The organism is Shewanella benthica KT99 (genome assembly GCF_000172075.1).
Classification (GTDB): domain Bacteria; phylum Pseudomonadota; class Gammaproteobacteria; order Enterobacterales; family Shewanellaceae; genus Shewanella; species Shewanella benthica_A.
Genome location: NZ_ABIC01000067.1, coordinates 1 through 14,336 on the forward strand (window position 1 = coordinate 1; position 14,336 = coordinate 14,336).

Below are 14,336 nucleotides of genomic sequence, written 5' to 3' on the forward strand. Positions count from 1 at the left end.
GTCCTAAAGCCAATGGCATTAGGACTCGAAGACAAAAAAGCGATTGTTGCTGAAGTCAACGAAGCTGCCAAAGGTGCTTTATCTGCAGTTGTCGCCGATTCACGTGGCGTATCTGTAGGTGATATGACCGGTCTGCGTAGAGCAGCTCGCGAAGCAGGTGTATTCATTAAAGTTGTACGTAATACATTAGCTAGACGCGCAGTTGTAGGTACTGATTTTGAGTGCCTTAGCGATACGTTTACCGGTCCTACTTTGATTGCCTTCTCTAACGAGCACCCAGGTGCAGCCGCGCGTCTTCTTAAAGACTTCGCTGGTGAGCAAGAGATGTTTGAAATCAAAGCAGCAGCCTTTGAAGGGGAGTTCATCCCTGCAGCCGATATAGATCGCTTAGCGAAACTGCCAACATTCGACGAAGCAATTGCTCAGTTGATGATGACAATGAAAGAAGCATCTGCTGGCAAGCTAGTTCGTACACTGGCCGCCCTTCGCGATCAAAAAGAAGAAGCAGCTGCTTAAGTTTATACTTAGCCGCTTAAATTCAGAACAATAGGAATTTTTTGTTATGTCTATCACTAAAGACGATATCTTAAACGCTGTTGCAGAAATGTCTGTAATGGAAGTTGTTGAACTAATCGAGTCAATGGAAGAGAAGTTCGGCGTATCTGCTGCTGCTGCTGTTGTTGCTGGCGGAGCTGCTGAAGGCGATACTGCTGCTGAGCAGACTGAATTTGACGTCATGATGACTTCATTCGGTGAGACTAAGGTTAAAGTAATTAAAGCTCTTCGTAGCGCTACAGCTCTTGGCCTGAAAGAAGCGAAAGCTTTGGCTGAAGCCTCTCCAGTAGCGGTTAAAGAAGCTATTTCTAAAGAAGAAGCTGAAGCACTTAAGACTCTTCTTGAAGAAGCTGGTGCTTCTGTAGAGATCAAGTAAGTTATAATTTAACTTACTCCGCCCGAGTCATCGGGTGAAGGCTGGCGGTTTTTTAACCGTCGGCCTTTTTTGCGCTGTAAGCGTAGGCGATTTTTTTTTCACCGTTTGTCGCCAGATCATGCAGTTCCTAACAGAGATTACTGGTTAGGTTCTTGCCATCAACGGTGATGGGCAAACGCGCTGTTTCAATTTTTTGAATCAGTCTTGGTCACATCTCGAAATCAGAGGAAACCCATGGTTTACTCCTATTCTGAAAAGAAGCGTATTCGTAAAGATTTTGGTAAACGTCCAAAAGTTATGGATATCCCTTACCTACTCTCAATACAGTTGGACTCATTTAAGAAGTTCACTGATCAAGATCCTACTGGTGAGCTTGGCTTTGAAGCCGCTTTCCGTAGCGTTTTTCCCATCAAGAGCTTTTCTGGTTACTCAGAGCTGCAGTATGTCAGCTATAAGTTAGGTGAGCCTGTTTTTGATGTGAAAGAGTGTCAGATCCGCGGTATTACATATGCAGCACCATTGCGCGTTAAGTTGCGTATGGTCTTGTATGATCGTGAAGCAGCTGCAGGCACAGTTAAAGACATTAAAGAACAAGAAGTCTACATGGGGGATATCCCTCAAATGACTGATAACGGTACCTTCGTTATCAATGGTACTGAGCGTGTTATCGTATCTCAGTTACACCGTTCACCCGGTGTGTTCTTCGATCATGACCGTGGCAAGACCCATTCTTCAGGTAAAGTGTTATATAACGCACGTATTATTCCTTACCGTGGTTCTTGGTTAGATTTTGAATTCGATCCAAAAGATGCACTCTTCGTACGTATCGATCGTCGTCGTAAACTTCCTGCGTCTATCATGTTACGTGCATTAGATTATTCGACTCAGGATATTCTGGATCTGTTCTTCGAGCGTGTGAACTTCAAGATCAAGAAAGATTCACTAGTCATGGATCTTGTTGCAGAGCGTCTTCGTGGCGAGACTGCAAGTTACGACATCAAAGATGCCGATGGCAGTATCTTAGTTGAGAATGGGCGCCGCATTACTGCACGCCACATTCGTCAGCTAGAGAAGTCAAAGACTACTGAACTAGAAGTACCGATAGATTATATCGTGGGTAAGATTGCGGGTCAGGACTACATAGATCCGGATACAGGTGAAGTATTGGTTTCTGCCAATGCTGAGATCACCTTAGAAGATCTTGCTAAGCTTTCAATGGCTGGCATCAAAGAGATAAGCACGCTGTTTATCAATGATCTTGCTAACGGCGCTTACATGTCAGATACCCTACGTATTGACCCTACAACTAACCGTCTCGAGGCGCTGGTTGAGATCTATCGTATGATGCGTCCTGGCGAGCCACCAACCAAAGATGCGGCCGAAGGCCTATTCCAGAACTTGTTCTTCAGTGAAGAGCGTTATGACCTGTCTAAAGTCGGTCGTATGAAGTTCAACCGTCGTCTAAATATTGGCGAAGATGAAGGTTCGGGTATCCTATCTAAGGAAGACATCGTTGCGGTAATGAAGAACATCATTACTATTCGTAACGGTGGCGATGAGGTCGATGATATCGATCACTTAGGTAACCGTCGTATTCGTAGTGTTGGCGAAATGGCTGAGAACCAGTTCCGTGTTGGTCTCGTTCGTGTAGAACGTGCCGTACGTGAACGTTTAAGCCTTGGTGATCTTAATGAGCTAATGCCTCAAGATCTCATCAATGCTAAGCCTATCTCCGCCGCAGTTAAAGAGTTCTTCGGTTCTTCTCAACTGTCTCAGTTTATGGATCAGAACAACCCACTTTCTGAAGTGACGCACAAGCGTCGTATTTCGGCTCTGGGTCCTGGTGGTTTGACTCGTGAACGTGCCGGTTTCGAAGTTCGAGACGTACACCCGACTCATTACGGTCGTTTGTGTCCAATCGAAACTCCGGAAGGTCCAAACATTGGTCTGATCAACTCGTTAGCCAGTTTCGCACGTACTAACTCATACGGTTTCCTCGAAACACCTTACCGTAAGGTAGAAGATGGTGTGGTTACCGATCAGATAGATTACCTGTCGGCAATCGAAGAAGGTCGTTATGTTATCGCTCAGGCGAACATAGACATAGATAAGAACGGACGTCTGCTCGAAGAGCAGGTTGCCTGTCGTCATAAGGGTGATTCAACCTTTATGAGTGCTAGCGACATCCAGTATATGGATGTATCACCGCAGCAGATTATCTCAGTCGCAGCCTCACTGATTCCGTTCCTGGAACACGATGATGCTAACCGTGCCTTGATGGGTGCGAACATGCAACGTCAGGCTGTGCCTACACTAAGAGCCGATAAGCCATTAGTGGGTACAGGTATCGAGCGTATTATTGCGGTCGATTCAGGCGTTGTTGTTGTGTCTAAGCGTGGTGGTGTGGTCGATTATGTCGATGCTAGCCGTATCGTTGTCAAGGTTGACGAATCTGAGCTATGCCCAGGCGAAGCCGGTATCGATATCTATAACCTGACTAAGTACACACGTTCTAACCAGAACACTTGTATTAACCAACGTCCTTGTTGTTCTGTTGGTGATCCTGTGGTTCGTGGTGATGTATTGGCCGATGGTCCTTCTACAGATCTGGGTGAGCTGGCTCTTGGTCAGAACATGCGTATCGCGTTTATGCCTTGGAACGGTTACAACTTCGAGGATTCAATCCTCATATCTGAGCGTGTGGCTCAGGAAGATCGTTTCACCACTATTCACATTCAGGAGCTTTCTTGTATCGCTCGTGATACTAAGTTGGGTAGTGAAGAGATCACCGCCGATATTCCAAACGTGGGTGAGTCTGCGCTTTCTAAGCTCGATGAATCGGGTATCGTATATATCGGTGCCGAAGTTTCGGGTGGCGACATCCTAGTTGGAAAGGTGACACCTAAGGGTGAAACTCAGCTGACGCCGGAAGAGAAACTCCTCCGAGCTATCTTCGGTGAGAAGGCATCTGACGTTAAAGACAGCTCGCTACGTGTACCTAACTCAGTGAAAGGTACTATCATCGACGTCCAGGTATTTACCCGTGACGGCGTTGAGAAAGATAAGCGTGCAGTTGAAATCGAAGAGATGCATATCGCTCAGGCTAAGAAAGATCTGACCGAAGAGTTTAAAATCCTCGAAGAGGGTGTTTATGGGCGTGCTCGTAACCTGCTATTGAACGCAGGCTTCGAACAGGCACAACTCGATGCGATTCCTCGTTCTCAGTTGCTGATACAGACAATTGATGATGAAGCTAAGCAGATAGAACTTGAGCAGCTTGCCGAGCAGCATGATGAATTGAAAGCCGACTTCGATAAGAAGTTTGAGATCAAGCGTCGTAAAATCACCCAAGGTGATGACTTAGCACCTGGTGTACTTAAGATAGTTAAGGTTTACCTTGCTGTTAAACGTATGATTCAACCTGGTGATAAGATGGCGGGTCGTCATGGCAACAAGGGTGTAGTCTCTAAGATTAACCCAGTCGAAGACATGCCTTATGATGAGAATGGTAACCCAATCGACATCGTATTGAACCCGCTAGGTGTACCATCTCGTATGAATATCGGTCAGATCTTAGAGGTTCATATGGGGGCGGCTGCTAAAGGTATCGGTGATCAGATCACCGCTATGCTTGAAGAACAGCGTCAATTAGCCGAAATTCGTGCCTATATCAAAGAAGTATATGAGTTAGGTGACGATGTGCTGCAGCGCGTCGATATCGATTCGTTTACCGATGATGAAATATTGCGTCTGGCTAAGAACCTTAAGGCTGGTATTCCGATTGCGACTCCTGCATTCGATGGTGCGAAAGAGAAAGAGATCAAGGAAATGCTAACGCTTGCTAAGCTTCCTACCTCTGGTCAACGTACCTTGTATGATGGCCGTACCGGTGACAAATTTGATCGTCAGGTAACCGTAGGTTACATGTATATGCTCAAGCTTAACCACTTGGTTGACGACAAGATGCATGCTCGTTCTACGGGTTCGTACAGTCTTGTTACTCAGCAGCCTCTGGGCGGTAAAGCTCAGTTTGGTGGTCAACGTTTCGGAGAGATGGAAGTATGGGCACTAGAAGCATACGGTGCCGCATATACTCTTCAAGAGATGTTAACCGTTAAATCTGATGATGTGAACGGCCGTACTCAGATGTATAAGAACATCGTTGACGGTAATTACCAGATGCAACCAGGCATGCCAGAGTCATTCAACGTATTGTTGAAGGAAATCCGTTCACTAGGTATTAATATCGAGTTGGATCAAGACTAAAATTAACTTAGGTTGATTTGGCAATAAATTGGTGTCTTGCATTAGCAGGGCACCGGTTTTAACTCCTTCAGGAGAGAAACGTGAAAGACTTATTAAAGTTTCTGAAACAGCAAAGCAAGACCGAAGAATTTAACGGTATCAAGATCGGACTAGCGTCGCCAGATCTGATCCGCTCTTGGTCATTTGGTGAAGTTAAGAAGCCAGAAACCATTAACTACCGTACCTTCAAGCCCGAGCGTGAAGGCTTGTTCTGTGCGCGTATTTTTGGTCCAGTAAAAGACTATGAGTGTTTATGTGGTAAATATAAGCGCTTAAAGCACCGCGGTGTGATCTGTGAGAAGTGTGGTGTTGAAGTTACCCAGACTAAAGTACGTCGTGAGCGTATGGGTCACATAGATCTCGCTAGCCCAGTAGCACATATCTGGTTCCTTAAGTCACTGCCGTCTCGTATCGGTTTGATGCTGGATATGACTCTGCGTGACATCGAACGTGTACTTTACTTCGAATCATTTGTGGTGATCGAGCCTGGCATGACCAGTCTTGAACGCGGGCAGATGCTAACCGAAGAGAATTATCTCGACGCGTTAGAAGAGTACGGTGACGAATTCGAAGCTAAGATGGGTGCCGAAGCAGTGCTTGAATTGCTACGTGCTATCGAGCTTGAGAAAGAAATTGAGTCGATGCGTGAAGAATTGCCATCAATCAATTCTGAGACTCGTCGCAAGAAGATCACTAAGCGTCTTAAGCTTATTGAGGCTTTCTTCCAATCGGGTAATAAGCCTGAGTGGATGATCCTTAAAGTGCTACCGGTTCTACCACCTGATCTACGCCCTCTGGTTCCACTAGATGGTGGACGTTTCGCTACGTCTGATCTTAACGATCTTTATCGTCGTGTGATCAACCGTAATAACCGTCTTAAGCGTCTGTTAGACCTAGCGGCCCCAGATATCATAGTACGCAACGAAAAGCGTATGTTGCAAGAGTCTGTGGATGCGCTATTGGATAACGGTCGTCGTGGTCGTGCTATTACGGGTTCTAATAAGCGTCCGCTTAAATCTTTGGCAGATATGATCAAAGGTAAGCAAGGTCGTTTCCGTCAGAACCTGCTAGGTAAGCGTGTCGATTACTCTGGTCGTTCGGTCATTACCGTAGGTCCAACGCTACGCCTGCATCAGTGTGGTCTTCCTAAGAAGATGGCACTCGAGCTATTTAAGCCTTTCATCTATGGCAAGCTTGAAGGTCGTGGTCTAGCGACAACGATCAAAGCGGCTAAGAAGATGGTTGAACGTGAAGTTGCCGAAGTATGGGATGTATTGGAAGAGGTCATTCGTGAACATCCGGTCATGCTTAACCGTGCACCCACACTTCACCGTCTTGGTATCCAGGCATTTGAGCCGGTACTGATTGAAGGTAAAGCGATTCAGCTTCACCCTCTCGTATGTGCGGCGTACAACGCCGATTTCGATGGTGACCAAATGGCTGTTCACGTGCCACTGACGCTTGAAGCTCAGTTAGAAGCACGTTCGTTAATGATGTCTACTAACAACATTCTATCGCCAGCAAACGGCGAGCCGGTTATTACACCGTCACAGGATGTTGTATTGGGTCTGTACTACGCCAGCCGTAAGTGTGTTAACGGTAAAGGTGAAGGCATGGTGTTCGAATCCATCGATGAAGTTGAAAAAGCTTATAATACTGGTTTCGCCGCTATTCATGCTCAAGTTAAAGTGCGTATTACCGAGACTCATATTGCCGAAAATGGCGAGCGTACCGAGTCTCGTCGTATCGTAGAGACTACTGTGGGCCGTTCACTACTTTCTCGCATCTTACCGAAAGGCTTGTCTTTCGATCTGGTTAACCAGAACATGGGTAAGAAGCAGATAGGTCAACTACTGAACATTTGTTATCGTCAATTAGGTCTTAAAGAAACCGTTATCTTCGCCGACCAATTGATGTATGCCGGTTTCCACTATGCAACAGTATCGGGCGCTTCTGTATGCATCGATGACATGGTTATCCCAGCGGCTAAGTACACCTTAGTTGCCGAAGCCGAAGCCGAAGTGCTTGAGATTCAAGAGCAGTTCCAATCGGGTCTTGTGACCGCAGGTGAGCGTTACAACAAGGTCATCGATATCTGGGCCAGTGCCAACGAGAAGATCTCTAAAGCCATGATGGATAACCTGTCTAAAGAGACAGTGATTAACCGTGACGGTGAAGAGGAAGAGCAAGAGTCATTTAACAGCATCTATATGATGGCTGACTCGGGCGCTCGTGGTAGTGCTGCACAGATTCGTCAGTTAGCCGGTATGCGTGGTCTGATGGCTAAGCCTGATGGCTCAATCATCGAAACCCCGATTGTGGCGAACTTCCGTGAAGGTTTGAATGTCTCTCAGTACTTCATTTCGACTCACGGTGCACGTAAGGGTCTAGCCGATACCGCATTGAAGACAGCTAACTCTGGTTACCTGACTCGTCGCCTGGTTGATGTGGCCCAAGATCTCGTGGTTATCGAAGATGATTGTGGCACATTAGAAGGTTTAACCATGAAGCCGCTTATCGAAGGTGGTGATGTGGTTGAGCCGCTGCGTGAGCGTGTCCTCGGACGTGTGGTTGCTGTCGATGTGCTTTATCCGGGCACTGAGAAGGTTCTTGCTCCTCGTAACACATTGCTCGATGAAGCATGGTGTGACACCTTGGAAGAGAACTCTATCGATGAAATTATCGTGCGTTCAGTCATTAGCTGTAATACAGATTTCGGTGTTTGTGCCGCCTGTTATGGTCGTGATTTGGCTCGTGGTCATATCATCAACCAAGGCGAAGCTATCGGTGTTGTTGCTGCTCAGTCAATTGGTGAGCCAGGAACACAGCTAACGATGCGTACCTTCCACATTGGTGGTGCGGCTTCTCGAGCTTCTGCTGAAAACAACGTTCAGGTTAAGAACGCTGGTACAGTTAAGCTACATAACGCTAAGCATGTCACCAACAGCGAAGGTAAGTTGGTTATCGTTTCTCGTTCATCAGAGGTCGCGATTATCGATGAGCTTGGTCGTGAGAAAGAGCGTTATAAGGTGCCTTACGGTACGATTCTGGAGAGACTAGAAGAATCAACTGTAACAGCTGGCGAAATTATCGCTAACTGGGATCCTCACACTCATCCAATTATCTCTGAAGTTGCGGGTACCATTAAGTTCGTCGATATGATTGAAGGTGTCACTATGATACGTCAAACAGATGATCTAACGGGTCTATCCTCAATTGTCGTTATGGAAGTAGGTCAACGTCCAACAGCTGGTAAAGAGATGCGTCCTGCGATTCGTCTGCTTGATGCTAGCGGTGAAGACTTGAAGATTCCGGGTACTGAAGTACCTGCACAATACTTCCTACCTGGTAAAGCGATTGTGAACAAGGAAGATAACGCAGCGATCAATGTTGGTGATGCGCTAGCGCGTATCCCACAGGAGTCATCTAAGACTCGTGATATTACCGGTGGTCTGCCTCGCGTTGCCGACTTGTTCGAAGCGCGTAAGCCAAAAGAGCCGGCAATTCTTGCCGAATACTCAGGTACTATCTCGTTTGGTAAAGAAACTAAAGGTAAGCGTCGTCTGTTGATCACGCCTGCCGATGGTGGCAAGCCTTACGAAGAGATGATCCCTAAGTGGCGTAACCTGAACGTGTTCGAAGGTGAAAAAGTCGAACGTGGTGAAGTTATTGCTGATGGTGCCGAGGCTGCTCACGATATTCTACGTCTACGTGGCATTCATAAAGTGGCTAACTATATCGTTAATGAAGTTCAAGACGTTTACCGTCTACAGGGCGTAAAAATTAACGATAAGCACATCGAAGTGATTATCCGTCAGATGCTACGTAAGTGTTTGATCACAGATGCAGGTGACAGTAAGTTCCTCGCCGGTGAGCAAGCAGAAGTGGCCCGCGTTAAGATCGCTAACCGTGAGCTTGAAGCTCAGGGTAAGAAGCCTGCAACCTTCGACCGTGAACTTTTGGGTATCACCAAGGCATCGCTTGCAACAGAGTCATTTATCTCTGCTGCATCGTTCCAGGAGACTACCCGCGTACTTACGGAAGCGGCAGTAGCTGGTAAGAGGGATAAACTACGTGGTCTGAAAGAAAACGTGATAGTGGGTCGCTTGATCCCTGCCGGTACCGGTTATGCTTACCATCAGAAACGTAATGCTGCATTAGCTGCTAAAGCAGCGGGTAAAACATCTGAACAGGCATCAACGATAACTGCAAGTGAAGCCGAGAGAAACTTGGCTGACCTGCTCAACCTTGCCGGAAGTGCTGATTAAATCGGACTGAAAAGTAAATAGATTGTAAAAAAGGCGCATCAAGTGCCTTTTTTTACTTTATATGGGTTAAAAGTTGTCTATTTCTTGACAGAATGCGATTACCTTTCTAAAATTTCGCGTCCCACACCTGTGGGATATAGATTTTTCACACCTTACTGTTGAGTTTATCAACTGATTCGGAGCTATACATGGCAACTATAAACCAGTTGGTCCGTAATCCTCGCTCGCCCAAAGTCGTTAAGACTAATGTGCCAGCGTTGGATTCGTGTCCACAAAAACGTGGTGTTTGTACTCGCGTATACACAACCACACCTAAAAAACCTAACTCTGCACTACGTAAAGTAGCTCGTGTGCGTCTTACTAACGGTTTCGAAGTTACTTCGTACATCGGCGGTGAAGGCCACAACCTGCAGGAACACAGCGTAATTCTAATCCGTGGTGGTCGTGTTAAAGATCTACCTGGTGTGCGTTACCACACAATCCGTGGTGCATTAGATTGTGCTGGCGTGAGTGACCGCCGTCAAGGTCGTTCTAAGTACGGAGCTAAGCGTCCTAAGTCTTAACGTTTTCCGTTAAGTAAGGCCAAGCTAAATATTAAGATTCCAGTTTTGGGGTCCCTGAAGCATACGGAGAAATTGTTATGCCAAGACGTCGCGTTGTAGGACAACGTAAAATCCTACCAGATCCAAAGTTCAACAGTGAGTTGCTGGCTAAGTTCATCAACGTCATCATGCAGGACGGCAAAAAGTCGACTGCAGAAAAAATTATTTACAAGGCACTAGATACCGCTTTCGAAAAGAAAGGCGAAGAGCATCTAGTGATCCTTGAAGCAGCCCTGGATAACGTTCGCCCTTCAGTCGAGGTTAAGTCTCGTCGTGTTGGTGGTTCTACTTACCAGGTACCATGTGAAGTACGCCCAGTTCGTCGTAATGCATTGGGTATGCGTTGGTTAGTTGAAGCTGCTCGTAAGCGTGGTGAAAAATCTATGGCTCTACGTCTAGCCGGTGAATTGCTAGACGCTTCAGAAAACAAAGGTTCTGCTGTTAAGAAGCGCGAAGACGTGCATCGTATGGCAGAAGCGAACAAGGCGTTCGCTCATTACCGCTGGTAATCTGATGGAGCTGGCTGTTGCCAGCTCCATATTCTACATATCTAAGGCATTAGCCTTGGTCAAGAGGGTTTAAACGTGGCTCGTACAACTCCGATTGAGCGCTACCGAAATATTGGTATTGTTGCTCATGTCGATGCAGGTAAAACCACAATGACAGAACGTATTTTGTTCTACACCGGTGTTTCTCATAAGATCGGTGAAGTTCATGATGGCGCAGCTACCATGGATTGGATGGAGCAGGAGCAGGAGCGTGGTATTACCATCACTTCTGCGGCAACGACCACGTTCTGGCGCGGTATGGAAGCCCAGTTTACTGAGCACCGTATCAATATCATAGATACTCCTGGTCACGTTGATTTCACTATTGAAGTCGAACGTTCTCTGCGAGTACTCGATGGTGCGGTAGTTGTGTTCTGTGGCGCATCGGGTGTTGAACCACAATCTGAGACTGTTTGGCGTCAAGCCGATAGGTATCAAGTACCCCGCATAGTATTCGTCAATAAGATGGATCGTGCCGGTGCGGACTTTGATGGCGTCATTCAACAGATTCGTGACCGTTTGGGTGCGACTTGTGTGCCAATTCAAATGAATATTGGCGCGGAAGAGGAGTTTAAAGGCGTTATTGACCTGATCAAGATGATGGCCATTAACTGGTCAGAAGAAGATCATGGCACCACATTCACCTATGAGGATATTCCAGCTGAGCTCGCAGATAAGGCGAGTGAGATGCGAGAATATCTGGTTGAAGCTGCCGCCGAGGCCTCTGATGAACTGATGGAAAAGTACCTCGATGGGGTCGAACTATCAGAAGACGAGATCAAGAAGGCGCTGCGTCAACGGACTCTGGCAAATGAGATTGTCCTTGCTACTTGCGGTTCTGCATTTAAGAACAAGGGTGTGCAAGCCGTTCTCGATGCCGTTATCGATTATCTACCATCGCCAGTCGAAGTGGCTGCGATTAAAGGCATAGATGAAAATGGGGAAGAGGTTGAACGCGTTGCGGACGACAATGCTCCTTTCTCTGCGTTGGCATTTAAGATAGCGACAGACCCGTTCGTTGGAACCTTGACCTTTATACGCGTATATTCGGGTGTATTGACAACAGGTTCTGGCGTTTATAATTCGGTCAAACAGAAGCGGGAACGCGTGGGTCGTATGGTGCAGATGCATGCTAACGATCGCCAAGAGATTAAAGAAGTACGCGCTGGTGACATCGCGGCTGCTATTGGCCTTAAGGACGTGACTACGGGTGATACTCTTTGTGATATTGATCATAAAATCATCCTGGAACGCATGGAATTCCCTGAGCCCGTGATCACGATTGCCGTGGAACCAAGATCTCAAGCCGATGAACAGAAGATGGGCATTGCGTTGCAAAAGCTTGCAGCGGAAGATCCCTCTTTCCGTGTTGAAACCGATCCTGAATCGGGTCAGACACTGATCTCTGGCATGGGTGAGCTACACTTAGACATTATTGTTGACCGTATGCGTCGCGAATTCAGTGTCGAGTGTAACGTAGGTAAACCTCAGGTAGCTTATCGTGAAACTATTCGCTCGAGTGTAGAAGTTGAAGGCAAGTTTATTCGTCAATCTGGTGGTCGAGGTCAATTCGGTCACGTTTGGTTGAAACTGGAGCCTCAAGAAGAGGGTTTCGGCTATGAATTTGTTAACGAGATTGTTGGTGGTGCTGTTCCGAGAGAATACATCCCTGCAGTAGATAAAGGTATTCAAGAGCAGATGAAGAGCGGCGTACTCGCCGGCTTCCCTATCTTGGACGTCAAGGTTACTCTCTTTGATGGTTCATATCATGATGTGGACTCTAATGAGATGGCCTTTAAAGTTGCGGCTTCCATGGGCTTCAAGAAGGGCGCTCTCGAAGCAGACCCTACGCTCCTGGAACCTTGCATGAAAGTTGAAGTCACCACTCCTGAAAATTATATGGGAGATGTTGTCGGTGATTTGAATCGGCGTCGTGGTTTGATCGAAGGAATGGACGATGGCATTGCCGGCGTCAAACTCGTTCATGCTGTAGTGCCTCTATCTGAAATGTTTGGGTATGCAACTGATTTGCGAAGCGCGACTCAAGGACGTGCTTCATACTCCATGGAGTTTTTGAAGTATTCCGACGCGCCGCAAAATATTGCGAAAGCGATTATGGATGCTCGAGGCTAATTAGCCGGGTAATCCATAACTAAAAATTAATTGCTATTGCTCGGTGTCAAGCCGGGCATTTCTGAGAAGAAAGGAATATATCGTGGCTAAAGAAAAATTTGAACGTATTAAACCCCATGTAAACGTCGGTACTATCGGGCACGTGGATCATGGTAAGACTACTCTAACTGCTGCTATCTCTGCTGTTTTAGCAAAGACTTACGGTGGTGAAGCTAAAGACTTCTCCCAGATCGATAACGCTCCAGAAGAGCGTGAGCGCGGTATTACAATTAATACCTCTCACATCGAATATGACACTCCTGCACGTCACTATGCACACGTAGATTGTCCTGGTCACGCCGATTATGTTAAAAACATGATCACTGGTGCTGCACAAATGGATGGCGCAATTCTAGTTGTTGCTGCTACAGACGGCCCTATGCCACAGACTCGTGAGCACATCCTGCTTTCTCGTCAGGTTGGCGTACCTTTCATCATCGTATTCATGAACAAATGTGACATGGTTGATGACGAAGAACTGCTTGAGCTAGTCGAAATGGAAGTGCGTGAACTTCTTTCTGAATATGACTTCCCAGGTGATGATCTGCCAGTTATTCAAGGTTCAGCACTTAAAGCCCTCGAAGGCGAGCCAGAGTGGGAAGCTAAGATCCTTGAGCTTGCAGAAGCTTTGGATACTTATATCCCAGAGCCAGAACGTGACATCGACAAGCCATTCCTTCTTCCTATCGAAGATGTGTTCTCTATCTCAGGCCGTGGTACAGTGGTAACTGGTCGTGTAGAGCGCGGTATCATCAAGATTGGTGAAGAAGTTGAAATCGTTGGTATCAAAGATACTACTAAATCAACTTGTACTGGTGTTGAAATGTTCCGTAAACTGCTTGACGAAGGTCGTGCAGGTGAGAACTGTGGTGTTCTTCTACGTGGTATCAAGCGTGAAGACGTTGAGCGCGGCCAAGTGCTAGCGGCTCCAGGTTCAATCACTCCACACACTACTTTTGAATCAGAAATCTACGTTCTGTCAAAAGAAGAAGGCGGACGTCACACTCCATTCTTCAAGGGCTATCGTCCACAGTTCTTCTTCCGTACTACGGACGTGACTGGTACTATCGAGCTGCCAGAAGGCGTAGAGATGGTTATGCCTGGTGATAACGTGCAGATGGTAGTAACACTAATCGCCCCAATCGCGATGGATGAAGGTTTACGCTTCGCTATCCGTGAAGGTGGTCGTACTGTTGGTGCTGGTGTTGTAGCTAAGATCCTTGCTTAATAGCGACTAGTCTTACAGACACTAAGAAAAGGAAGCTTCGGCTTCCTTTTTTATTGTCTGAAATTTGTCGGTAATACCGACTGATCATTTATATTTGAATGGGTATAATGCCGTCACTTTATTGCATAATACCTGTTATGATCTCGAGTCAGCAGCCTGCTTGATACTGCTATTCGGTTGAATAACGTCTTCTTGGTGTTATTTCAGACAACGGGGTTGATCTACTAACGTAAATCAGTATAATAACCCTTCGCCTTAACCATTAGGCGAATTACGAATTAG

General features: G+C 46.6%; 8 protein-coding genes. All 8 read left to right on the forward strand.

What is annotated here, in order from left to right; all coding sequences use genetic code 11:
• Positions 1-12 precede the first annotated feature (12 nt).
• Positions 13-516 (forward strand): 50S ribosomal protein L10, encoded by a 504-nt coding sequence (gene rplJ / locus KT99_RS18655; protein ID WP_005503269.1) that lies wholly within the window; start codon positions 13-15, stop codon positions 514-516.
• Positions 517-562: 46 nt separating this feature from the next.
• Entirely contained in the window at positions 563-931 is a 369-nt protein-coding gene (rplL, locus tag KT99_RS18660) for a 50S ribosomal protein L7/L12 (protein ID WP_005503271.1), read from the forward strand.
• A 234-nt stretch (positions 932-1,165) separates the two neighbouring features.
• Positions 1,166-5,197, forward strand: a complete 4,032-nt coding sequence (gene rpoB / locus KT99_RS18665) for a DNA-directed RNA polymerase subunit beta (RefSeq protein WP_005503272.1) — start codon at positions 1,166-1,168, stop codon at positions 5,195-5,197.
• An 80-nt stretch (positions 5,198-5,277) separates the two neighbouring features.
• A complete protein-coding gene (gene rpoC, locus KT99_RS18670; protein ID WP_005503273.1) occupies positions 5,278-9,504 on the forward strand; it encodes a DNA-directed RNA polymerase subunit beta' in 4,227 nt (1,408 codons plus the stop codon).
• Positions 9,505-9,692: 188 nt separating this feature from the next.
• On the forward strand, positions 9,693-10,067 hold the full coding sequence (rpsL, locus tag KT99_RS18675; RefSeq protein WP_005503274.1) for a 30S ribosomal protein S12: 375 nt from the start codon (positions 9,693-9,695) through the stop codon (positions 10,065-10,067).
• A 77-nt stretch (positions 10,068-10,144) separates the two neighbouring features.
• On the forward strand, positions 10,145-10,615 hold the full coding sequence (gene rpsG / locus KT99_RS18680; protein ID WP_005503275.1) for a 30S ribosomal protein S7: 471 nt from the start codon (positions 10,145-10,147) through the stop codon (positions 10,613-10,615).
• Between the two features lie 75 nt (positions 10,616-10,690).
• Positions 10,691-12,787, forward strand: a complete 2,097-nt coding sequence (gene fusA / locus KT99_RS18685) for an elongation factor G (protein WP_005503276.1) — start codon at positions 10,691-10,693, stop codon at positions 12,785-12,787.
• Positions 12,788-12,869: 82 nt separating this feature from the next.
• Positions 12,870-14,054, forward strand: a complete 1,185-nt coding sequence (tuf, locus tag KT99_RS18690) for an elongation factor Tu (protein ID WP_005503277.1) — start codon at positions 12,870-12,872, stop codon at positions 14,052-14,054.
• Positions 14,055-14,336 lie beyond the last annotated feature (282 nt).

Excerpts from the sequence above, each read along its gene's own strand:
- rplJ (WP_005503269.1), top strand. The coding sequence starts at position 13 with ATGGCATTAGGACTCGAAGACAAAAAAGCGATTGTTGCTGAAGTCAAC.
- rplL (WP_005503271.1), top strand. The coding sequence starts at position 563 with ATGTCTATCACTAAAGACGATATCTTAAACGCTGTTGCAGAAATGTCT.
- rpoB (WP_005503272.1), top strand. The coding sequence starts at position 1,166 with ATGGTTTACTCCTATTCTGAAAAGAAGCGTATTCGTAAAGATTTTGGT.
- rpsL (WP_005503274.1), top strand. The coding sequence starts at position 9,693 with ATGGCAACTATAAACCAGTTGGTCCGTAATCCTCGCTCGCCCAAAGTC.
- rpsG (WP_005503275.1), top strand. The coding sequence starts at position 10,145 with ATGCCAAGACGTCGCGTTGTAGGACAACGTAAAATCCTACCAGATCCA.